Origin of the sequence: Nonomuraea rubra (genome assembly GCF_014207985.1) — a bacterium.
In the GTDB taxonomy this organism is placed as follows: Bacteria; Actinomycetota; Actinomycetes; order Streptosporangiales; family Streptosporangiaceae; genus Nonomuraea; species Nonomuraea rubra.
In genome coordinates this window covers 2,288,767-2,311,483 of the sequence record NZ_JACHMI010000001.1, presented here as the reverse complement: position 1 = coordinate 2,311,483, position 22,717 = coordinate 2,288,767, and the positions used below count along the sequence as shown (strand labels likewise).

General features: G+C 71.2%; 18 protein-coding genes. 12 read left to right on the top strand and 6 right to left on the bottom strand.

All coding sequences use genetic code 11. The features are described from left to right. Positions 1–18: 18 nt before the first annotated feature. On the top strand, positions 19–915 hold the full coding sequence (locus HD593_RS10525; RefSeq protein WP_185101991.1) for a hypothetical protein: 897 nt from the start codon (positions 19–21) through the stop codon (positions 913–915). On the opposite strand, the gene HD593_RS10520 is transcribed toward HD593_RS10525, so the two are convergent. Further along, positions 912–2,165: a DUF3500 domain-containing protein gene (locus tag HD593_RS10520; protein WP_185101990.1), complete on the bottom strand. Its 1,254-nt coding sequence runs from the start codon at positions 2,163–2,165 to the stop codon at positions 912–914. The two genes, HD593_RS10525 and HD593_RS10520, sit on opposite strands and share 4 nt — an antisense overlap. 12 nt (positions 2,166–2,177) lie before the next feature. Continuing rightward, on the bottom strand, positions 2,178–2,891 hold the full coding sequence (locus tag HD593_RS10515; RefSeq protein WP_185101989.1) for a FadR/GntR family transcriptional regulator: 714 nt from the start codon (positions 2,889–2,891) through the stop codon (positions 2,178–2,180). Positions 2,892–2,963: 72 nt separating this feature from the next. Here HD593_RS10515 and HD593_RS10510 point away from each other — a divergent pair, with 72 nt between their 5' ends. Further along, a complete protein-coding gene (locus HD593_RS10510; protein WP_185101988.1) occupies positions 2,964–3,818 on the top strand; it encodes a fumarylacetoacetate hydrolase family protein in 855 nt (284 codons plus the stop codon). Then, complete coding sequence (locus HD593_RS10505) at positions 3,815–5,341, top strand: carboxyl transferase domain-containing protein (RefSeq protein ID WP_185101987.1); 1,527 nt, start codon at positions 3,815–3,817, stop codon at positions 5,339–5,341. The genes HD593_RS10510 and HD593_RS10505 overlap by 4 nt, the downstream gene beginning before the upstream one ends. Before the next feature lie 13 nt (positions 5,342–5,354). On the opposite strand, the gene HD593_RS10500 is transcribed toward HD593_RS10505, so the two are convergent. Next, a complete protein-coding gene (locus HD593_RS10500) occupies positions 5,355–6,338 on the bottom strand; it encodes an aldo/keto reductase (protein WP_185101986.1) in 984 nt (327 codons plus the stop codon). Between the two features lie 113 nt (positions 6,339–6,451). Between HD593_RS10500 and HD593_RS10495 the strand changes: the two genes are divergently transcribed. After that, a complete protein-coding gene (locus tag HD593_RS10495) occupies positions 6,452–7,705 on the top strand; it encodes a cytochrome P450 family protein (protein ID WP_185101985.1) in 1,254 nt (417 codons plus the stop codon). 70 nt (positions 7,706–7,775) lie between these two features. Next, positions 7,776–8,804, top strand: a complete 1,029-nt coding sequence (locus HD593_RS10490; RefSeq protein WP_185101984.1) for a serine hydrolase — start codon at positions 7,776–7,778, stop codon at positions 8,802–8,804. A gap of 119 nt (positions 8,805–8,923) precedes the next feature. Here the strand turns inward: HD593_RS10490 and HD593_RS10485 are convergent, their stop codons facing one another. Next, positions 8,924–9,925, bottom strand: coding sequence for an ABC transporter substrate-binding protein (locus HD593_RS10485; protein WP_185101983.1), 1,002 nt, complete (start codon positions 9,923–9,925; stop codon positions 8,924–8,926). 181 nt (positions 9,926–10,106) lie between these two features. Between HD593_RS10485 and HD593_RS10480 the strand changes: the two genes are divergently transcribed. The 4 genes from HD593_RS10480 (at position 10,107) to HD593_RS10465 (ending at position 15,712) form a co-directional block, all read left to right on the top strand. Continuing rightward, complete coding sequence (locus HD593_RS10480; RefSeq protein WP_185101982.1) at positions 10,107–10,472, top strand: DUF4260 domain-containing protein; 366 nt, start codon at positions 10,107–10,109, stop codon at positions 10,470–10,472. 440 nt (positions 10,473–10,912) lie between these two features. Continuing rightward, positions 10,913–12,064: a hypothetical protein gene (locus tag HD593_RS10475; RefSeq protein WP_185101981.1), complete on the top strand. Its 1,152-nt coding sequence runs from the start codon at positions 10,913–10,915 to the stop codon at positions 12,062–12,064. Between the two features lie 226 nt (positions 12,065–12,290). Next, positions 12,291–14,477 carry an McrB family protein gene (locus HD593_RS10470; RefSeq protein ID WP_221524712.1) on the top strand — a complete coding sequence of 729 codons (2,187 nt, stop codon included), beginning with the start codon at positions 12,291–12,293 and terminating at the stop codon, positions 14,475–14,477. Continuing rightward, the gene (locus HD593_RS10465) at positions 14,474–15,712 is read left to right on the top strand and encodes an McrC family protein (protein WP_185101980.1); all 1,239 of its coding nucleotides are present in this window, start codon (positions 14,474–14,476) and stop codon (positions 15,710–15,712) included. Before HD593_RS10470 ends, HD593_RS10465 begins: the two co-directional genes overlap by 4 nt. A 392-nt stretch (positions 15,713–16,104) precedes the next feature. Here HD593_RS10465 and HD593_RS10460 read toward each other — a convergent pair whose 3' ends face one another. Then, positions 16,105–17,100 carry a LacI family DNA-binding transcriptional regulator gene (locus HD593_RS10460; RefSeq protein WP_185101979.1) on the bottom strand — a complete coding sequence of 332 codons (996 nt, stop codon included), beginning with the start codon at positions 17,098–17,100 and terminating at the stop codon, positions 16,105–16,107. Positions 17,101–17,172: 72 nt separating this feature from the next. Between HD593_RS10460 and HD593_RS10455 the strand changes: the two genes are divergently transcribed. The 3 genes from HD593_RS10455 (at position 17,173) to HD593_RS10445 (ending at position 21,942) form a co-directional block, all read left to right on the top strand. Next, positions 17,173–18,684: a nucleoside hydrolase gene (locus HD593_RS10455; protein ID WP_312903420.1), complete on the top strand. Its 1,512-nt coding sequence runs from the start codon at positions 17,173–17,175 to the stop codon at positions 18,682–18,684. Positions 18,685–18,827: 143 nt separating this feature from the next. Next, complete coding sequence (add, locus tag HD593_RS10450) at positions 18,828–19,757, top strand: adenosine deaminase (RefSeq protein WP_185101978.1); 930 nt, start codon at positions 18,828–18,830, stop codon at positions 19,755–19,757. A gap of 1,018 nt (positions 19,758–20,775) precedes the next feature. Then, the gene (locus tag HD593_RS10445; RefSeq protein WP_221524711.1) at positions 20,776–21,942 is read left to right on the top strand and encodes an ROK family transcriptional regulator; all 1,167 of its coding nucleotides are present in this window, start codon (positions 20,776–20,778) and stop codon (positions 21,940–21,942) included. 10 nt (positions 21,943–21,952) lie between these two features. Here the strand turns inward: HD593_RS10445 and HD593_RS10440 are convergent, their stop codons facing one another. Next, positions 21,953–22,612, bottom strand: coding sequence for a response regulator (locus HD593_RS10440; RefSeq protein ID WP_185101977.1), 660 nt, complete (start codon positions 22,610–22,612; stop codon positions 21,953–21,955). Positions 22,613–22,717: the final 105 nt, after the last annotated feature.

The window sequence follows — 22,717 nt, the reverse complement described above, 5'->3', positions numbered from 1 at the left end:
GCGATAAGCCCGTCGCTCGTGTCCTCCAGAATCGCCTTACCCGTCGTGTGCGCGCTGGCGCTGCTGACGCCGCTGGTTCCCGCGGTCATCGTGCCCAGAGCCGCGAACGTCGCCGCCGGCGCGGCCATCACCGCGTTCCTGATCGTGCCCGTCGTGGTGCTGCGGCGCAGGCGGTGGGCGCCACTGCTGGGCGCCGGGCTGCTGGCCCTGCTCGCCGTGGCCGCCGCCACGCCGCCGATCACCGGGCTGGGCATGCCCAGCGAGGAAGAGGTCCGGCAGGCGGTTGAGATGCATTACGCCGTGGGCGGGCTGGACGCCGTCCGAGCCTTCTCCGGCGACGCGCTGCGCTTCCTCCTCTGGGACGGCGACGAGCTGCTGCTGATCGCGCTCGCCTGCCTGGTCGCCGCGGGGCTGCTGCTGGCGCTCGACCGGATCGTCCGCCCCAGGGCGCCGCGTGAGCTTCTCCCGCTGCGCTGGCGGTGGCCGCTGGTCATGTGGGGCGCCGCCCTGGTGCTGGTGGGCGTCCCCCAGGCGATGCTGCTGGCGGTCCTGGCCGGCGGGCCGAGCGAGGTGGAGATCTCGATCGTGGACAGCTCCTGCTTCGGCAACGTGGCGGAGCTCATGACCGCGGCGGCCGTCCTGATGCTCCTCCCGCAGCCGCTCGTGGTCGCCGTGGGCTTCGGGCTGTGGGCGCTGCTGGCGCGCACCGGTCACCGGCCGGCGGCCCGGGTCGCCGGCTGGCTGACGGTGGTGCCCCTGGTGGTCAGGGACCTGATGGTGAACTGGCTGCCCGTGCTGGGATGCACGCTGGACGAGGAGCAGGTGACCAACCCCGTCACACCCCTATGGGTGCTGTACGCGCTGCTCCCCGTCGTCCTGATCCTCCTGGCGGTACGGCTGCGCCGCGCCCGCTAGCTCCCGGCCTCCCGCTGCCGCCACTGGCGGACCCAGGCCCGGCCGTAGTCGTTGCCGTGCGGGGTGCGCAGCACGGTGTGGACGTGGAACGGCTTGGGCGTGTCGTAGTCGAGGAACACCCCGCAGTGGTGGTCCAGCTCGGCGATGAGCACCGGCGACTGCAGCCGGTAGTAGAAGACGTCGCCGGCCCGGTGGCCGCCGATCCAGCAGAACCAGGTCTCGTCGAGGTGCCCGGCGATCTCCCGCATGCGGGCGGCGCGCGGCCCCTCCGGCAGCAGCCGGACGAACGACCCGGCGATGGCCAGCGCGTGCTCCCGGGCCTCGGCGGGCACCTCGGCGAGGCGCACCCCCTCGACGGGGATGACCCGGTTGTCCTGGAACGCCCCGGCCAGGTGGCGTTCGTCGCCCGGATGCACCCGGCCCTCCGGCATCGCGGGGTCGACCATCCGCTCGTACACGACGGCCTGCCGCCGCAGCTCCTCCGGCAGGGCGGCCATCAGCCGCAGCCCGGGCTCCACCCGGTCGGCGAACAGGTCGCGCAGGCCGGCGTGCGGCCCGGCGTCGATCTCGTCGGGCTCGGCACCGAGGAACACCGGCGACAGCACCATGCGCCCCTCGACGACCAGGCAGTTGACCGCGCAGTGGTGGCCGTAGAGCTGCCAGCCCCACGGGGCCCGCAGGTCGGGGGTGCCGTAGAGGGCGAGGTTGTAGCTGTACTCGTTGAGTATGGTCTCCAGGCCGACGACCTCGCCGAGGAAGCCGTTGACCAGCATCATCGCGTGCGCCAGCCGGAAACCCTCGGGCGAGAGCGAGGCCCGCACCAGGGCCAGAGCGCGCTCGCGCACGGCCTCCGGCTGCAGGTCCAGCCGCAGGCCGGTGTCGAACTGCATGAACTCCGGGTTGGCCCAGGTCTGCCACTCCGCGGCGTCCACGGCGTACGAGATCCGCTCGCGCCCCTGCTCGTCCAGGGCGGCGAGCAGGTCGTTCGCGGCGGCCACCATGGCCTCGACCGGCGCCTCCTCCCCCGGCTCCGCGGGCTCGAGCGGGTGGAGGCCCTCGCGCTGGACGCCGTTCTCCGTGACGCCGTGGAAGGCGTTCCCGTAGAGCGGCGTCCAGCCCTCGACCAGGCCGCCGGTGAACGTGCCCGGCTTCCTGGCGAACTCGCGGTAGGCGTACGGGTCCAGGCCCCGCACCTCGGCCAGCCTCGGGTGATCGTGCGGGAACAGGTACTGGCGGTACTCACCGGGCATGAGGGCCCCTTCTCACGTGGTGGTGTTGTGCCGGGCGACGGCGGCGCGGACCGCGGCCTCGTCACCGGCGGCGATCGCCTCGACCAGGTCGGCGTGCACCTGGTAACGCCCGGCGCGGTAGCCGGCGGCGGCGGCCGGGTCGTCGCCGAAGCGGGAGGACGCGGCGCCCAGGTGGCCGAGGGTGCCGGTGTAGACGGCCCGCGCCATCGTGTTCGGGCTGATCGCGGCGATCCGCTCGTGCAGCGCCCAGTTGGCGCGCATGAAGCCGTCCCAGTCGGGCGCGGCGCGCAGCCGCCGGAGCAGGCCGCGCAGGTCGGCGACGTCCTGGCCGGTGCGGTGCCGGGCGGCGCCGACGTCGATCAGCTCCTCGAGGTGGTCGCGCAGCTCGATGGCGTCGGCGACCGTGCCGGGCTCCTCCTCGACGCTCAGCAGCGTGTGCCGCAGCCGCACCACCGGCCCGCGCTCGGCGACGAACAGCCCGCCGCCGCGCCCCGGCCGGATCTCCAGCACGCCCCTGTCGCGCAGCAGCCGGACGGCCTCGCTGACCGTGGCGTAGGCGAGGCCGGTCTCCGCGCGCAGCGACTCCAGCGTGCCGACCGGCTCGCCGGGGGCCAGCCCGCGCGTGCGGATCCGGTCGTCGAGCAGCGCGGCCAGTCGCTCGGCCCGCGTACGCGCGCCCTGCCCCAGGCCGGTCAGGGCTTGTCCGGGCGAGGAACTCTGCGGCATAGTCCGTCATCTAAGCACAAACCTGCGAACCTTTAGAAGGGTTCGTACCTTCCGTACCAGGAGAGGTGGCCGATGAGGATCGTGGGCATCCGCCGGAGCGGCGGCCCGGTCGAGGTGGCGTCGTTGTCGGCCGACGGCAGCGAGGTCGCGGTGCTGGCGCCGCTGGAGCGGTTCTGGGCCGACGCGCCGGGCTTCCTGTCCCGGGAGCCGGACGGCGAGACGGCCGCCGCCGGGGAGGTCACGTTCGTGCCGCCGGTGCTGCCCGGCGCCCGGGTGATCTGCATCGGGCTGAACTACCTCAAGCACGTCGCCGAGGGCTCCTTCGCCGGCAAGGAGCTGCCGCCGCACCCGACGCTGTTCGCCCGGTGGACGCGGTCGCTGACCGTGGACGGCGCCCCGGTGCCCGTCCCGGCGAACGAGGACGGCCTCGACTGGGAGGGCGAGGTCGTCGCGTACGTCGGCGCGCCGCTGGTGGACGCCGGCCCCGAGCAGGCGCTGGCCGCCGTCGTCGGCTACTCGGCCTTCAACGACCTCACCTCGCGCAGGGCGCAGAAGCTGACCAGCCAGTGGATCCTCGGCAAGAACGGCGACGACTCCGGCCCGCTCGGCCCCATGGTGCCCGCTTCCGAGGTCGGCGACCTGCGTGACGGCCTGCGGGTGCGTACCCGGGTCAACGGCGAGGTCGTGCAGGACGGCAGCACCGACGAGATGGTCTACACCGTCGGCGACACGCTCTCGCTCATCTCGCGCACGTTCACGCTGCGCCCCGGCGACCTGCTCGCCACCGGCACCCCCGCCGGGGTCGGCTACGCCCGCACTCCCCCGTGGCTGCTGCGGCCGGGCGACGAGGTCGAGGTCGAGGTCGAACGCCTCGGCACGCTGCGCAACCCGATCGTCGGCAACGACGCCCGGCTGCGCCCCGCATGACCAGGCCGTCCGCCCGCGCCCTGATCGAGGCCACGGTCGATCCCGGGAGCTTCCTCTCCTGGGACGAGCCGATCGAGCGCGCCGCGTACGAGCCGGGGTATCTCGCCGTGCTCCGGCGCGCGGAGGAGCGGGCCGGCACCGACGAGGCGGTGCTCACCGGGCGGGCGTCGATCCGGGGGCACGCGGCGGCGCTCGTGGTCAGCGAGTTCGGCTTCCTCGGCGGCTCCATCGGCGTGGCCACGGCGGAGCGCATCATCGCCGCCGTCCGCCGGGCCACGCGCGAGCGGCTGCCGCTGATCGCCGCGCCCGCCTCGGGCGGGACCCGCATGCAGGAAGGCACGCCGGCGTTCGTCCGGATGGTCGAGATCAGCCGGGCCGTCGTGGCGCACAAGGCGGCCGGGCTGCCGTACCTCGTCTACCTGCGCCATCCCACGACCGGTGGCGTGTTCGCCTCGTGGGGGTCGCTCGGGCACGTCGCGGTCGCCGAGCCGGGGGCGCTCATCGGCTTCCTCGGGCCGGTCGTCTACCGGACGCTGCGCGGCGAGCCGTTCCCGGAAGGCGTCCAGGTGGCGGAGAACCTGGTCGACAAGGGCATCCTGGACGCGGTCGTGCCCGCGTCCGAGCTGGCCGCCGTCGCCGCCCGCGCCCTCGCCCTCCTCACCGGCACCCCCCGCCCGGCCACTCCCGAGCCCGGGCCGTCGCCCGCCGGCGACGACCCGAACCCCGCGTCCACCAGCGGCGACCCGCACTCCCCTCCCATCGGAGGCGACGCGGGATCCCCTCCCGCAAGGAACGACGCTGGATCCCTTCCCGCCGGGGGCGACGCGTGGTCGTCGATCGCGCTCACCCGGCGCGCCGACCGGCCCGGCGTGCGGGAGCTGCTGCGCCATGCCGCCGACGACGTCCTGCCGCTGCACGGCACCCAGCTCGGCGAGACCGACGACGCGCTCCTGCTGGCGCTCACCTCGTTCTCCGGCACCCCCTGCGTCCTCGTCGGCCAGGACCGCCGCACCCAGTCCCAGCTCCGCCCCCTGGGCCCGGCGGCGCTGCGGGGCGCCCGCCGCGGCATGCGCATCGCCCAGGAGCTGCGGCTGCCGCTGATCTGCGTCATCGACACCCCGGGAGCGGATCTCTCGGCGGCGGCCGAGGAGGGCGCGCTGGCCGGCGAGATCGCCCGCTGCCTGGCCGAGATGGTGGAGCTCACCGTCCCCACCGTCTCGGTGCTGCTGGGCGAGGGCACCGGCGGCGGCGCGCTGGCGCTGCTGCCGTCCCGCCGGGTGATCGCGGCGGGCAACGCGTGGTTGTCACCGCTCCCGCCGGAGGGCGCGAGCGCGATCCTGCACGGCGGCCCCGAGCAGGCGCCCGCGGTGGCCAGACGGCAGCGGGTACGCGCGGCCGACCTGCTCGCCGAGGGCATCGTGCACGCCGTCGTGCCCGAGCACGTGCCCGCGCACGAGGACCCGGCCGGGTTCGCCCGCCGCATCGCCGACGAGTGCGTCCGCCAGATCGCCCTCCAACGCTGAAGGGTTTACCACCTCAGGCCGGTCGTTGCAGGAGCTCGCCGATCTGGGCCAGCTCCGCCGCGCTCAGCGCCCCGTGCCGGAGCGCGCCCGCGTTCTCCTCGGCCTGCCCCACCGTCCTGATCCCGGGGATCGGCACCGTACGCTCGCTGCGCCCCAGCAGCCACCCCAGCGCCCCCTGCGCGAGGGTACGCCCCCCGGAGGTCAGAATGTCGCGAACCGCCTCCATCATGGCCAGGAACTCGGGAGCGGGCCGCCCGTCACGGAAGAGCGTCATCCACGCCGGCGAGTCCCCGCGCACGTCGTTCATCGGCAACCGGGACTCCGGCCCGTACTTCCCGGACAGCAGCCCCATCGCCAGCGGCCCCCGGTTGACCGACGCGAGCTCGTGCGTCTCGCACACGGCCACCATCGCCGGGGCGTCGCGCAGCACGCTGAGCTCGTGCTGCACCGCCGCGCAGTGCGGCCCCTTGGCGAAGGCCGCCGCCCGCTCGGGGTCGTCGGTGCTCCACCCGTACGCGCGGATCAGCCCGTCGTCCACGAGCCCCTCCAGCGTGGCGACCAGGTCGTCCACCTGCTCCAGCGGCGCGTCGCCGATGTGCAGCTGGTAGAGGTCGATGCGGTCGGTGCCCAGCCGTTCCAGCGACGCCTGGCACGCCCGCCGGACGTAGCCGGGCGAGAGGTCGCGGCCGGTGACGGTACGGGTGCCCGCGTCGAAGACGTTGCCGAACTTGGTGGCGATGACCACCTCGTCCCGCCGTCCGGCCAGCGCCCTGCCGAGCACGCGCTCGCTGTGGCCGGTGCCGTAGACGTCGGCGGTGTCGAAGAAGGTGATCCCGAGTTCGAGGGCGCGGCGCACCGCCGCGATGGACTCGTCGTCGTCCACCTCGCCCCATCCCGCGGGCTTGCCGCCGGACGTGAACGGCCCCCCGATGGCCCAGGCGCCGAACCCGATCGCGCTCACCTGGATGCCGCTCCGCCCCAGCTGCCGGACTGTCATGTAAGGCTCCCTCGTAGCCATGGCTGTTTCCGAGGACGACGCTGCCACCTGGAGCAGGCTCCAGGTCAAGTGACACTGGCGTCCGATATGTCATCGGGCGGAGCATTCAGGTCATGACCACCCGCGATGACGCCATTCTCGTCGGTACCCCCGACTTCAAGGCCGACGCCCACGCCCGCTACGCCGAGCTGCGCGAACGTGGTCCTATCCACCGCGTGCGCTCCGCCGACGGATCGGCCGTCTGGCTGGTCGTCGAGTACGAGCTGGGCCGGGAGGCGCTGGCCCACCCGAAGCTGAGCAAGGACCCGGAGCCGTTCGCCGAGCGATTGCGCGCCGCCGGGCAGCACATCATGCTGGCCGGCTCCGGTTTCGGCGGCAACATGCTGACCGCCGATCCCCCCGAGCACACCAGGCTGCGCCGCCTGGTCTCCAAGGCGTTCACCTCGGGCGCCGCCGAACGGCTCGCCCCGCGCATCGAGCAGCTCTCCCACCGGCTCGTGGACGCCTTCGCCGCCGACGGCCGGGCCGACCTGGTCGCCTCGTTCACCAGGCCGCTGCCGATGGCGGTGATCTGCGAGCTGCTCGGCGTCCCCGAGGAGCGCCGCGCCGACCTGCAACGCTGGACCCGCGAGGGCATGAGCAACCCGTCGGAGGCCCAGCGGGCGGCCCTGGTGGCGCTCAACTCCTACCTGCGCGGCCTCCTCGGCGACAAGCGCCGCACGCCCACCGGCGACCTGCTCTCCGAGCTCGCCCGCGTGCACGACGACGACCACGGCCGCCTGTCCGACACCGAGCTGCTCGGCACCGCCGTCCTGCTGGTCGTGGCGGGCCACGAGACCACCGTGAACCTGCTGGGCAACGCCCTGGCCGCCCTCCTCGACCACCCGGAGCAGGCCGCGTACCTCAGGGAACGGCCCCGGCTCGTCCCGGCGGCGGTGGAGGAGTTCCTGCGCTACGACGCCCCCGTCGAGACCACGCCGGCCCGCTTCGCCACCGAGGACCTCACCCTCGGCGGGCAGCACATCCGGGCCGGTCAGGCCGTCGCCGTCGCCCTCACCTCGGCCAGCCGCGACGCCCTCCCGCCGGACGAGGCCGCCCGGCTCGACGTGACCCGTCCCGAGCCGCGGCACCTGGCCTTCGGTCACGGCATCCACTACTGCCTGGGCGCCCCGCTGGCCCGCGTCGAGGCCGCCGTCGGGCTGCGCGTGCTGCTGGCCCGGCTGCCCGGGCTGGCCTGGGCCGACCCGTCGGCCGCGGTGCGCTGGCTGCCCGCGGGCATCACCCGCGGGCCCGTCGCCCTGCCCGTACGTTTCACCGCGTCCGTCATCCACCGGGCGGTCCCGGGCGAAGCAGGGACAAACGGCTGACGCCGCACACATATCAGGTGGTGGTCCCGGCGCGCGCGGGGTGGCCGGGACCCACCACCCGGGGGGACACATGAACTTCGGCACGAAACGGGGGAAGGCGCGCGTGGTCGCCACGGCCGCCCTGGCGCTGGCGATCACCGGAGCGGGGCAGCTCGTTCCCGGTTCTGGAACGGTCCAAGCCGCCGTCTTGCCCGGCGCCCCCGCCGGCTCGGCGGACGGCCGCTACACCCTCACGCTGCGGCGCGGGCTCGACGGCTACCGGATGTGGGCCACGTTCGTGGCTCTGGGGCCGGACGTCGCCGCGCACCCGTCCGTGCTGCGTGAGACCGTCGCCGGCCTGGCCGGGACGCTGGGCCGTCCGAGGAGTTCCTCGTTCAAGAGGCCGCTGACCCGGACGATCGACCGCTACCTCGGCGCCGTCCCCGGCGAGGTGGCGGTGTCGGTGCGGGACCTGTCGACCGGCCGGTCCTACTCCTACAACCCGGGGCTCAGGACGGCCACGGCCAGCATCGTCAAGGTCGACATCGTGATGGCGCTGCTGCTCAGGGCCCAGCGCCAGCGGCGCGGCCTGACCGCCGGGGAGCGGCGGGACGCCGCGCGGGCCATCCAGGTCAGCGACAACGCCGCCGCCTCGGCGCTGTGGTCGGCGATCGGCGGCGCGTCCGGGCTGGCCGCCGCGAACCGGCGGTTCGGCCTGCGCGAGACGAGGCCCGACCCGAGCGGGGCGTGGGGCTCGACCACCACCAGCGCCGCCGACCAGGTCCGGCTGCTGTCCGCGCTCACCTCGCCGCGGAGCCCGCTTTCCGGAAAGAACCGCCGGTACGTGCTGGGCCTCATGGGCGGCGTCACCCCTGGGCAGGTGTGGGGGGTGAGCGCGTCCGGGCGGCAGGGGGCGGACGTCGCGCTCAAGAACGGATGGCTTCCCCGGCCCCGGCACGGCGGGCGGTGGACGGTCAACAGCATCGGGCGGGTGCGTACGCGGGGGCACACGTACCTGATCGCCGTCATCTCCGACCGGCACGGCTCGATGGGCGCGGGCGTGCAGGCGGTGGGCAAGGTGAGCCGGCTCGTCACCGGCACCCTGGCCCGGCAGGATTGAGGGGCGCGAGACCGTCACTCAGCTCCGGCGCAACCGCCGCAACGTGGTCAGCAGCAGGGCCAGCACGACCGCCCCCGCCATCCCGGACGCGCCGTAGTGAATAGGATTCGCAATCTCGGTCAGCCGGCCATCGGCGCGAAGATCTGTCCCACGTCCGGCCTGGCCTTGAGGAACCCGAAGCCGTACATGAGGTCGGCCAGCTTCTGCACGCTCGCGCGGTCGGCCTCCATCGTGAACTCGCCGACCCGCATGGCCGCCGCCACGTCCGCGGGGATCTGCGTGTACGTCGGCACGACCTCGTCGATGGCCTTACGATCCGCGCCGGCGATCTGCTGTCCCTTGGCCAGCGCCCGGTGCAGGGCGGCGGCCGTCTTCGGGTACTTCGCCAGCCACTGCTCCGTGACACCCCACCCGTCGATCGGCACCCCCGCCGTGGGCCCGCCGATGGTGTCGACGATCTGGACGGCGCCGTCCTTCTTGGCCGCGCTCAGGAACGGCTCGGCCAGCCAGGCCGCGTCCACCTTCCCCGAGGCCAGGGCGCCGAGTTGGTCAGCGAAGGGCACGGCGACGAACTTGACGTCGTCCGGCTTGAGCCCGGCCTGCTGGAGGTGGGCGTTGACCACCGTGTGGCCGAGCGTCTTGAGCACGTTGACCGCGATGGTCTTGCCCTTGAGGTCGGCCACGGTCCTGATCGGCGACCCCTCGGCCACGACCACCGCGCAGAATCCCGGCGCGCCTCCCATCGTGTGCTGGAACAGCTTGAGCTTGGCCGCACCCGAGTCGTTGATCGTCATGAGCGAGACGTAGCTGGTCAGGAACGCGTCCATGCTGCCGTTGACGATCTTCGGCATGACGGCGGTGGGCGCCTGGATGATCTCCGTCTTGACGGTCAGCCCCTCCTCCTTGAAGAAGCCGCGCTGCTGAGCGATGAACAGCGAGGCGGACGACGCGACCGGCACCACGCCGATCAGCAGCTCACTCTTCTCCAGCCCTCCGGGGGACGCACCCCCCTGCGTCTCGCCGACGCCTCCACCTTGGCCCCCGCCTCCGCCCCCGCCCGCGCACGCGCCGAGCGCCAGCGCCACTGCCATGCCCGCGACAACGATCCTGGTCAGTCGCATCGCCACTGCCTTTCCGAGTCCGGTGGTGCTAGCGGAACGAGCCCGCCGGACTCCTGGCCCGGCAGGCGGTTTGCACAGGATCTTGACTGCCTTGACAGCGTACGCCGGAGCTGTTTCACACCGCATTCACCCATCAGGAGGCGAGACCTGATTCGCCCTTTCTTTCTGTACGCTTGGCGGCGTGGCGATCGAGAGCACACGCGAGGAAGTCACCCGGCCGCGACGGCTCGCCTGGGGGGCGCTCACGCTGTTCCTGGCCGCCTTCGCGGTCTTCGAGAGCGTCAAGTACGGCTTGCCGACCACGGCCGCCGCACTGGGCTTCTTCGTCCTCCCCGACGCGGCCCGACTCGCCGGCCCCCGGCTGCCGGGGCTGCTGCACCAGGCCGCGCACCGGGTGTGGATCCCGCTGGTGGTGCTGGTCGGCTACTCCTTCGGGCCGATCGTGTGGCCGCCGCTCTTCACCGCCGGGCTGGGCTGGCTCACCCGCATCGCCATCGACCGCACCTTCGGACACCGGCCGCCTTCCCTTCGACCCGCTTCCTCCTGACTTGGACGGGAGTCCCTTGAGGTAGGCGCGGGCCGTCTCATCCGATTACGCAATCTGACGTGGGCGAACACCCTGAACCGGTGTCCGCTCCTGCTTGATCATCCCGTGGTGGTCCCGCTTTCCATCGCCCTCGTGGGATCCGTCAGGGCCTGGCCCACGTGACTGCGTAGCTCCACGTCACCGCCTTGTTCCCTTACTGCCCATCAGCCAATACGGCGCCACAAGGGCTTGATCTTGCGGAGCTAGTCGCCAGGCAACCCAGCATCGGACGACCCGCCCCCATTCTCCAGGGGCCGGTAGGCCGCCGATGTGTCCAGCCACTCATGTGAAGATCGATCATCACACTCAGAGACACTCATCGCACTCACCGTCCCGAGCGTGGTGTGCGACCATCGAACTCTCCCGGTTAGAAAGGGTCTCCATTCGCGAGAGGAGGATGCATGAGCGTCGTTCTGGCGGTGCTCGGAGTCGTCGCCTCGATCGCCGGCATCGTCCAAACAGTGGTTGTCATCATCGAGAGGGCCGAACGCAAACGCCGAGAAGCGCAAACCGCCACATCGGAGCGTAGGCGAAACAGCATCAGCGGCCGGGCGGCACCTCGCCGCACAAACGCGGGGTCCGACATCGAGCCTCCCTGGAATCCGGACGTTGTCGGCACCTCATGGCGCTCCGCTCTCGCGTACCTTCTGGGGTTCGTTGGGGGTTTGGTCTTCCGTCGTGATCAACGGCCCGTCGTGCGCTTCCACGCCGTGCAGTCGATCCTCATCGATGTCGTGGCCGTCGTGTCCTTCTTGGTCACTCTGGTTCTGGTGGGCGTCTACGCCTCGCTTCGGTACCAGGGGGCTGCAACCGAGATCCCGTCGGACGACGTCGTCATGTGGACCTGGACGCTCGCATCCATACTGGGGCCGCCTGCCTTGCACCTTCTCCTGACTATCTTGGCACTCACCGGGCGGAGCCCTCGTGTCCCGGTCCTCTGGAAGGTGGCGGCGACCGTCACCGCTCGCCCCGCCGAGGACGCGGGCCGAATCCCTCACCCAGCGAGTCCTATCTCTTCTCGGCCACTGCCGAGGCAGCCCCAAGACACCGACCTCGCGGAAACCGGATCGAGTGCCCATGCCTTCGATCCTGTCTGGGGCCGTATCAGACGGTACGCGGGGGAGGCTTTCCGGCTACGGCGCGGCGGAACCTTCACATACCGGTTACGCGACAATGAGGTCTATCCCGACCGGACGAAGATTGGTATTCATAGGTCCAATTTCGTCCGCGCATGGGGCCGACGACCGCTGTCGGGGCCCGGACAGCTCAGCAAGGACATCATCGGTCCGTCGTACGTTTACGCGATCCTTACCGATCCACGGATCGCCGCAGAAGAAGGGTCCGTCGCGCGTCATATGTCAACCGAACTGATTGAGGAACGACCGTACGAATCAGCGCTACACCGTGGACGACGCGCGGCCGAAGGCGGTTGTTCCTGGCACGGCCGGACCTGCGAGGAATCAGTGGTCGCCAGTGTCCTGACACGGGATAAGGGCGGAGAGACGTGGCACGCCGTCTGCCAGCGCGCCTTGAGTGCGCTTCGCGGCAACTGATGGGACGGCCAATCAGCGACACGCAGGTGATTCGTCCGCAATCCCGGGGCGGTGGACTTCCCCGTTGCGGGGCCATCGGAGCTGTTCGCGGCCAGGCGCGGAGGACGTCTCGAACACGCCCTGGTCTGCTAGATCGTCCATAGACCCGAAACGCCTTCTGATCCACCTGCGTAACGTTATGCAGGATGCCTGAGGATGTGTAGGAGACTTCACGCGGAAGGGACTCATGGTGGATTGGGAACAGGGCGTCATCGTATGCCGAGCGGCACGCCAGGTAGTCCAAGGTGGTGTTCTGACCGGGGAGTCATTGTTTGCTCCCGGCCTGCGCGCATGGACGTCGGATGCCGCGGACGAGCTGTTCCGCCGGTTCGTGGAGAACTTCGACGAGTCCTCTGACGAGTTCCTGGTCAAGCTCAAACGGCAGATCTCCGAGGGCAGCGATGAGGCGATCGTGCTTGCCGCCGAATTGCTCTATCTCAATGTCATGCCGTTGAGCCCGGCCACAATCGGCGTCAATCGCAAATTCGAGATCCTGGGCAGTGTGCTGTCATGGGTATCTTTCGAGGTGAAGGTGCCCGAGGAGTTGGCTGCGGCGGCCTCACCGGGTTATATGAAAGGCGGCCAAGCGTTCCTCAACTACCGTTGGGCCCAGTTCGCGTTCCTCATCCGCCTCACGCAGCTGTTGGTGAAGCTACCGCTCGGCGAACGGGAATCGGCTCTGCAGGATCCGTGGCGCTTCCGAGACCTGGCCGAATCGGTGCTCACCGACTACGACGGCAAGTCGCGGGCCCGCGCCCAGTTCCACGTGCTGCTGTTTTTACTGTTTCCCGATGTGTTCGCCCCGGTCTCCGTCGAGCGTAACAAGCAGCTCATCCGGGATGCCTTCGCCGACCGGCTGGCCGAGCCAACAGGCGATCTCGATCGTGATATCCACGCCATACGCCAGCAGATAGAAGCTGAGCAGGGTGGACGGTTCAGCTTCTATGACGAGCCCTGGCGGTCTCGCTGGGAGCCGCCCCCGCCACCACGGCCGCAGAAGGGCTGGCTGGTGCGAGGGGCCAACGTCGACGGCGTCAACGCGATCCCCCAGTGGCTAGCCGGAGGCTTCTGCTCCGTCAGCTTTTCGGACATCAAACAGCTACCGGCCGGCGCGTCCCGACAGCAGGTCAAGGACGCTGTCGCTGCCGGGCTTCCCGACGCCAAACAGGGCAGGAAGGACGTCGCGGCCGGGCAGCTATGGCGTTTCCTCAGCGGCTTTCAACCTGGAGATCTCATCGCGACCGTCAACGACGATGCCGTCTACGTCGGCACCATCACCGGCGACGCGTATTACGACGATTCCGCCGGCCGTGGCCTGGCTCGTCGCCGCTCGGTCGAGTGGAACCCCAGCCCCATAAGCCGCCAGGCTCTCCCCGAGGAAGCCCAGGCCAAGCTCAAGACCGCGATGACGATCGGTGAGCTGACCAGTGTGATCGCGGCGCTGGCCACCGACGCCGGGCTGGAGGAACAGCTCACCGACGAGGTGCTGGCTCAGGACGAGACCCGTGACCTGATCGTGCCGGCACTCACCCAGGCGTTCGCCGACGACCTGCTCATGCCGCTCAGCTGGCTGCAGGAGACCGCCGACCTGCTGACCGCCAAACGGCAGATGATCCTTTACGGCCCGCCCGGCACCGGCAAGACCTACCTGGCCACCAGGCTCGGCGAGGCGCTGGCCGGTCCCGATCGCACCAGCCTGGTGCAGTTCCACCCTTCCTACGGGTATGAGGACTTCATCGAAGGCTTCCGCCCCCGGCTCGCCGAGAACGGCATGATCGGCTTCGACCTGGTGCCCGGCCCGTTCAAGAACGCCGTGGAGGCCGCCGAGAAGGAGCCGGACCGGCCGTATGTCCTGGTCATCGATGAGATCAACCGCGCGAATCTGGCCAAGGTGTTCGGCGAGTTGTACTTCTTGCTGGAGTACCGCAACCGTGAGATCACCCTGCAATACTCGCCGGACGAGCCCTTCAAGCTGCCCAAGAATGTCTTCGTCATCGGCACGATGAACACCATCGACCGCTCGGTGGCCTTGATCGACGCGGCCATGCGCCGCCGGTTCGTCTTCCGCGCCCTGGCCCCGGACCGGCTCCCGGTCGACGGGCTGCTACGCCGCTGGCTGGAGCGCGAGAAACTCCCCGTTCTACCCGCGCTCCTGCTGGAAGAGGTCAACCGCCGTCTGAACGACCCCGACCGCGCAGTCGGCCCTTCCTACCTGATGGCGCCCAACGTGGCCACCCGGCGCGGACTGGAACTCATCTGGGCGGCCGAGATCCTGCCCCTGCTGGAAGACCAGCTCTACGGCAAACTCAACGACATCGAGGCCGAGTACGGCCTGCCGGCCCTGCTCGCCGCGCTCGGCCACACTCTGCCATGACCCTGCATCTCCACCTCGCCGAGGCCACCGCCGGCCCGCCCCGGCCCCTGACTCCGGCGCAGGTCGCCACGCTGGCCACCGTCCCTGAGCTGGTCACCATGACCCCGACCGCCGGCGGACGGTGGCGGCTCGCGGGCCGCCAGCGCGTCGGGACCGTACGGCTCGGCCACAACGACGGCGCCATCGAGCTACGCATCCAGCCGAAACTGCCCGTCCGGCGGCTCCTCGGCCTGCTCGGTGACAACGACCACATCTGGCAACACCGCCAGATCACCGCCGCCACCGACGACCTGCTCGTGCCCGCACTGGCCACCGTGTTCACCCGCGCGGCAGAGCGCGTGCTTCGCCGCGGGGTTCTGCACGGCTATGTCTACCGCGAGGACGCTCTCACCGTCGTGCGGGGCCGGATTCGGACCAGCGCCCAGCTGAGCCGCCGGATGGGGCTGCCCACCGCGATCGAAGTCGCCTATGACGACTACCTGGCCGACATTCCCGAGAACCAGATACTGCTCGGCGCAATCGAGCTCGTCCAGACCCTGCCTGGCGTCGCGGACACCACGATCGCGCTGCTCCGCCATCTGAGCGGCAGGCTCGTCGGCGTCGTCCCCGTCCGACCCGGCGCACCGCTGCCGCGGTGGAGGCCAACCCGGCTCAACGAGCGCTATGTCCCCGCGCTCAAGTTGGCTGAACTGATCCTCTCTGGAGCCTCACTACAACAGGAGGGTTCGCAGGCGATAAAGATCGACGGGTTCATCCTGAACATGGCCCAGATCTTCGAACGTTTCCTCACCAGACAACTAGCCACTGGGCTTTCGCCGCACAGCCTTCGCTGCGTCGCCCAGCAGGGGCACCCGCTCGACCAGCAGAGGCGGGTGCTCTTCCAGCCCGACATCCTCATCTATCGCGACGGGCGGCCCGTCGTGATCGTGGACGCGAAGTATCGGACTCTGGACGGTGCTCCGCCAACGGGGCACCTGTTTCAGCTGATCTCCTACTGCACCGCTCTCGGCCTCACCGAGGGGCACCTCGTCTACGCCTCCGGGACGCCGTCGGCACAGCCTTACCGGATCAAGAACTCGGATATCAGCGTGCACGCGCATGTCCTGGATCTCAGCCAGAAGCCCGCTGATCTTGTAGTCGCCACAGCTTCGTTGGCCGACCGCCTCGCAGCCTGTTCCGGAGGGCCGGACATGGCGACCGTCCCTCTGCCAGGCACCGACGAGGTTGATTCATAACGCCAAGGGGCGGGATCCAATCCCGCTGTAGGAGAGCGGGAGGCTTCTCCTGTTCCAGGGCGGGAAACATCTGCCACCCTGCGGACGGAAGGCATCTCCCCTTCTCCGGCCCGAATGCCGCCCACTGAGCCTCCAGCCCTGTCGCCCATCCAGCCATCCCCACAGCCGCAGCCGCACCCCCTTGACAAGAGGCGCGCTCGGCGACCACGACGAAGCCACGCCATCCACCAGTTAGAGTCAACCGGCCCAACAGCAAGAGCCACCCGCTCAGCCGCAGCTAGACCGCCCAGCCGAGGGTGTCCGCGCAGTTGCACCTAACCACGCCTGCCGACCAGAGGCGTCCGCGCAGTCGCAGGCACGCCCCCTGACCCTAGGCGTCCGCGCAGCCGCAACTACGCCCCCCGAACGGGGGCATCCGCGCAGCCGCAACTACGCCTCCTTACCAGGGGCGCGCTTGGCGCGAATGGCGGAGCCGCGCCGTCGAGCAGCAGGTCGACGGCCTGCCGCGCCATGGCCGCGAGAGGCTGGCCGGTGACGGTCAACGACGGAGCGGTGTAGGCGCTGTCGGGGGTGCCGTCCAGAGCCATGACCGCCATCCGGCCAGGGACGGACAGGCCGGTGGCGCAGGCACCGGACAGCAACCCGATGGCCTGCTCATCCGTGGCCGCGATCACCGCACCCGGCACGTCTCCCGTCGACACCAGCCAGCGGATCAGCGTGTCAGCCGCGGCCCGGGCGTAACCGGAGCGCAGCAACACACCCCGCCCTCCGGTGGCCGCCTGCCAGACCTCCCGCCGCCGGCCCACCGGGCCGGTGTCCTGCGGCCCGGCCAGAAAGGCGATGTCTCGATGACCGTGTTCACGCAGGTGGGCGACCGCTTCCCGAACCGCCTGCCCGTTGTCGGCGGTGACCAGTGGCGTATCACCCGCGGCGGGCCCGTTGTGCAGGTACACGGCGGGCACACCGGCCGCCCGGGCGTGCGCGGCCACGTCATCGCCCGCATCAGCGGAGGCGATCACCAGACCGTCGACCCGGGCGTCGAGAAAACGCTCGACAAGATGCCGCTGGCGCTCGCCGGAGTAACCCGCATTACCGATGAGCATGAGCCTGCCGTGCCCCGCGAGCGCCTGCTCGACATGCCCGGCCAGCGCGCCGAAGTACGGGTTGAGCGCATCCGCCAGCACCAGCCCCACCACGCCCGTAGTGCGTGAACGCAGCGCGCGGGCGATGCGATTGGGGCGGTAACCAAGCTCTTCGGCCGCGGCCAGCACACGCTCCCGGGTCGCGGCGGCGACCGGTCGAGGACCGTTGTTCATGACGTAGCTGACGACCGCCGTCGAGGTACCGGCCAAGCGGGCCACATCGGCCACGGTGATCTGCCTGCTCATGGGCTTTACATTCTCGCATCTAATCGATTAGATGATGCATCCCGCAATCTAATCGATTAGACGAGGTAGCACGTGCCGGGATTTCCCCTCCTCATCGACACCGACACCGGCTCGGACGACGCGGTGGCCCTGCTACTGGCAGTCGCCGGCAGCACCATGCCCACGACCGGCGACAACGACGTACGCACGACTGGCGACTACGGCGTACGTATGACCAGCGACGACGACGTACGCGCGCCCGACGTCAGCGACATGCCCGCGCCCGGCGATGACGGCATGCCTCCGCTCACCGGCACCGATGCACCCGCAGCCAGCGACAACGACACGCGCCCAACCGGCGCCAACGACGTGCCTCCGGTCAGCGGCGGCGACGCGCATCCGGTGGGCAGGGACGCGCCTCGGGTGGGGCGCGACGACGTGGTCTCGGTCCCCAGCGGCGGCGTGCGTGCGGGCGGCGTGCCCGCAATCGGTGGCAGCGAGCGCCTGGGTGACGGGCCTGTGGGCGGCAGGCCTGTGGGTGGCAGGCTCGTAAGCGACCGGCCCGTAAGCGACCGACCCGTAAGCGACCGGCCTTCGGGCGGTGGCGGTGAGGTTCTTGCTGTGACCACCGTGGCGGGTAACGTGCCGCTGGCGACGGCCACCCGTAACGCTCTGATCACGTTGGAGATGGCTGGGCAGGCCGGCGTGCCCGTTCACCCCGGCTGCGACCGGCCGTTGACCCGGCCGCCGTCCACCGCGCAGCATGTTCACGGGCTCGACGGCATGGGCGACGTCGGTCTGCCCGAGCCGGCGCGCGGCCCCGCCGAAGGTCATGCGGTGGACGTCCTGTTGTCCCTGCCCCGGCGGCATCCGGGTGAGCTGACGCTCGTTACCCTGGGGCCGCTCACCAACCTCGCCGCCGCCCTGCTCCGGGACCGCGAGCTGCTGACCCGGTTCCGTCACGTCTACTGCATGGCGGGCGCGGCGGACATGCGCGGCAACGTCTCCCCGACCGCAGAGTTCAACGTCTGGGCAGACCCTGAGGCCGCCCGCGTGGTGCTGCAGGCGGCCACGCCCGACAGGGTCACCTGGATCGGCTGGGACGTCTCACGCAAGTACGCCGTCATGACCCCCGACGACCAGCGCCACCTGGAGAGCCTCGGCACTCCTCTGGCCGCCTTCGCCCACCGCATCAACCGGACCGTCGCCGATTGGGCCCGGAACGTCACGGGCCTGGCCGGGTACGACCTCCCGGACCCCGTTGCGATGGCGGTGGCCCTGCGTCCCGAGCTGGTTCTCGGTAGCGAGCAGGCCCATGTGGACGTGGCGGTCGGCGACGAGACCCGCGGCCAGCTCGTCATCGACCGCCGGCGCTCGGCACCCCCGCCCAACCTGACCCTGGTCCGCCGGGTCGACGAGCAGGGCTTCAAGCAGTTGCTCTTCGACGCCCTCACCGCCGCCACGCCCGTGCCCGCCCGCACCACCGCCACGCCTACGAAGACCCGCACCATCGCCACTCCTGCAGACGCCCGCTCCACCGCCACTCCTGCAGACGCCCGCTCCACCGCCACTCCTGCAGACGCCCGCTCCACCGCACACATCTGAACCTCCTCATCACCGCGCCCGTGAACGCTCGTCTCCCCCGCCCCCGCGTCCCTCATGTCGTTGAACGTCCTGATCACATTCCTCCCGAACCGCACACCCTTGGACGCCCCCGTGGTCACGTCCCTGACGGAAGAAGGACCTGCATGAACGGCCGCCATGACCTGCACTGTCACCTCGACGGCTCCGTACGCCCCGACACCATCGCCGACCTCGCCCGCGAGCAGGGCATCCCCGTGGACCGGCCGGTGGTGGAGCTGGTCACCGCGCCTCCCGAATGCGGCAGCCTGACCCGGTACCTCACCTACTTCGACCTTCCGCTCCGGGTCCTGCAGACCCCCGAGGCGCTGCGCCGGGCGGCGCGGGAGCTGGTGGAGGACTGGAGTGCCGACGGCGTCGTTCACGGTGAGGCGAGGTTCGCGCCGCAGCAGCACGGCCGGCTGGGCATGACGCTGGACGAGGGGGTGTCGGCGGTCGCCGCCGGGCTGGCGGAGGGACGGGCCGCGACGGGCGTCCGTACGGCACTGCTGCTGTGCTGCCTGCGTCACCAGAGCCCGGAGGAGAGTCTCGCCGTCGCCGACGCCGCAGTACGGCACCGCGGCGTGGTCAGCGGGCTCGACCTGGCCGGCGACGAGCGGCTGTACCCCGGGGCGCCGCACCGGCCCGCGTTCGACCTGGCGCATGGGGCGGGGCTGCCGTGCACCGTGCACGCGGGCGAGGCGGCGGGGGCCGAGAGCGTGTGGGAGGCGATCGACGTGCTCGGTGCCCGCCGGATCGGCCATGGCGTGCGTTGTGCCGAGGACGGCGCGCTGGTCGAACGCCTGCGCCGTGACCGCATCACGCTGGAGACGTGCCCGATCAGCAACGTGCAGACCGGAGCCGTTCCCAGCCTGGCCGCCCATCCCGCCACCCGGCTGCTGGCATCGGGCCTGGCCGTCACCGTCGGCACGGACGCGCGCACCACGTCCGCCACCTCGCTGGCGCGCGAGTTCGCCGCCCTGCGCGAGGCTGCCGGCTGGACCGGGGAGCAGGAGCGGCTCGTGCAGGAGCACGCCGCCGCCGGCGCCTTCAGCTGACCGCCGGCCCGGCAGACGCCGCCACCGGCATCAGCCGACCGCCAGCCCGACGACGAACGGCCACCACCGGCGCCGTCAGCCGACCGCCGGCCCGTTGACAGTCGGTCTCGTGACAGCTGGTCCGATGACAGCCGATCCAACAACAGCCGACCCGATGACAACCGCACTGACAACAGCCGGTCCGACCACGGCCGACCCAACGGCAACCGGCTCCACAACAGCAGGCCCGACAACAACAGGCCCCACAACAGCCGGCCCATCCACATCCCGGCCGACGACGACCACCCCGGTCACCGCTTCAGATCCGCTCGCCGCCGATAGACCCCATAGAGCCCCCCAGCCAAAGAAATCCCCATGATCCCCAGGAGCCTAATCCCATCAGACCCACCAGTCACATTCAGCTCCCCCACAGGATGAGTAAGGAACCCGGTAGCCAACGTCCACGCCAGAACCCCCGTCACAGCGGCAGCCCACAGATCGGCAGCAACCACGGCATACAGACAAGCCGCCACCCCCATAGCGGCGAACCGCACCTCGACCTGCGTATCTGGAACCAGCAGCGCAGTAACCGCGCATGCGGCGACCGCCACGAAGAACCCGACCCCGATCAGGAGTTCGGTGGGGCGCCGGCTGAAGGGCTTGGGGCTGCGGAGGAACATAAGTCCCCATTCAAGGGCCGTACGGAAGTTCGAGCAACTGCCCCCCAGGCGAGGAGGCCGGGTACACCCCAGCCCCCCGGGCGTCACTGGAACGAGACGGAGTCGATGGTGATGGCACTGTCGCCGCCGTACCAAAAGCCCATCACGAGCGGAGCGGGGAGCGGAGCAGGAGCTGGCGAACCTGATGACGCACCTGCCGGGTGAGCCGGCCATCGTGCGCAAGGACCGGTACGTGTTCGCCCGCGACGGCGGTGGGAGGTTGGACTTCGGCCCCGGCCGATGACGGGCAGTGGTACCCGATCCCCTGAGGTCGCATTACCCTTTTTGTCAAGAGCGCATCGTTAAGCAGGGGGGCGACGGTGACCGAGCAGGTCACGACCGGGACGGACGTGAGCCGGATGCGGGAGCTCAACGCGCTCAGCATCGTCAGGGCGCTGCGGGCCAACCCGCCGTCCACCGTCACGGAGCTGGCCGCCCGCACCGGGCTGTCCCGGCCCGGCACGGACGTCATCGTGCAGGGCCTGGTCGCCGACGGCTGGCTCACCGTGGTCGAGCCCGACGGCAGCAGCGTCGTCGGGCGCCCCGCCCGCCGCTACCGGTTCAACGCCGGCACCGGCCACGTGGTCGGCGTGGACGTCGGCGCCCACAAGGTGCTGGCGATGCTCGCCGACCTCGACGGCACGGTCGCGGCCACCAGCCGGTTGCCGGTCGATCCCGACGCCGGCCCGGCGGCGCGGCTGGCCGTCGTCGACGCGGCCATCGACGAGTGCCTGGCCGCGGCCGGCCTGCGGCCCGCCGGGATCTGGGCGATCACCGTCGGGGTGACGGGGCCGGTCGACGCCAGCGGCCGTACCGCGCTGTTCACGCCGCTGCCCGGGTGGGAGAGCGTGAGCCCGGCCGAGCATCTGGCCGCGCGGTTCTCCTGCCCCGTCCAGGTGGAGAACGACTGCAAGCTGGCCGCGCTCGCCGAACGTTGGCAGGGGGCGGCCCGCGACGCCGACGACATCGTCTACCTGCTGGCGGGCATGCGTACCGGCGCCGGCCTGATCATCGACGGCGCGCTGCGGCGCGGCTACGGCGGCGCCGCGGGCGAGATCGGCGCGCTGCGGGCCGTCCGCTGGCTCACCGCGCCCTCGCACCTGGAGAACTGCCCGAGCCTGCCCGCCGGCATCGGCACCGACGACGCGGCCGCCTGGGTGTTCAACGCCGCCCGCGCCGGCGACAAGGTGGCCAGGACGGCCGTCCGCCGCTACACCCGCGACCTCGCCGTCGGCACCGCCGCCCTGGTGCTCACCCTCGATCCGCAGGTCGTCGTCCTCGGCGGCGGCTTCTCCCGCTCCGCCGACCTCATCCTCGACCAGCTCGCCCGCGAGCTCGGCCGCACCTGCCTGCGCGTCCCCGAGATCCGCGCCTCCACGCTGGGCGCCGAGAGCGTCGCCCTGGGCGCGCTGCGCCTGGCGCTCGACGAGGTGGACGCCCGCCTGTTCGACGCGGGCCTGCCCGCGCCGGCCGCCCCACGCGCCTGACCGCGTCCGCTCAGGTCACCAGGCCGTTGCGGTACGCGTAGACCACCGCCTGCACGCGGTCGCGCAGGTCGAGCTTGGTGAGGATGCGCGACACGTACGTCTTGACGGTCTCCTGGCTGATCACCAGCGTGGCGGCGATCTCGCTGTTGGACAGGCCGTCGGCGATCAGGCGCAGCACCTCCAGCTCGCGCGGGGTCAGCGCCACGTCGTCCTGGGCGTGGTCGGTGGGACGGATGCGGGAAGCGTACCTGCCGACGAGCTGCCTGGTCACCTCGGGCGCCAGCAGCGCGGCGCCGGCCGCGACGGTGCGGATGCCGTGCAGGAGCTGCGCCGGCGGGGCGTCCTTGAGCAGGAACCCGCTGGCTCCCGCGCGCAGCGCCTCGTAGACGTACTCGTCCAGGTTGAACGTGGTCACCACGAGCACCTTGACGGGGTCCGCCACGCCGGCGCCGGCCAGGAGGCGGGTGGCCTCGATGCCGTCGAGCACCGGCATGCGCACGTCCATGACCACGATGTCGGGGCTCAGCCGGCCGGCGAGGTCCACGGCGGCGCGGCCGTCGCCGCACTCGCCCACCACCTCCAGGTCGGGCTGGGCGTCGATGATGGTGGCGAAGCCGGTGCGGATCAGCGCCTGGTCGTCGCAGACCAGCACCCGGACCGGCGCGCTCACGCCGCTCTCCCCGCGCAGCCGCCGCCGCGGCGAAGCGCGTCGGGCCTCCCGGGGAGGCTACCCAGGCGGATCGTGCCGGACCTCCCGCGGAGCCTACCCGGGCGG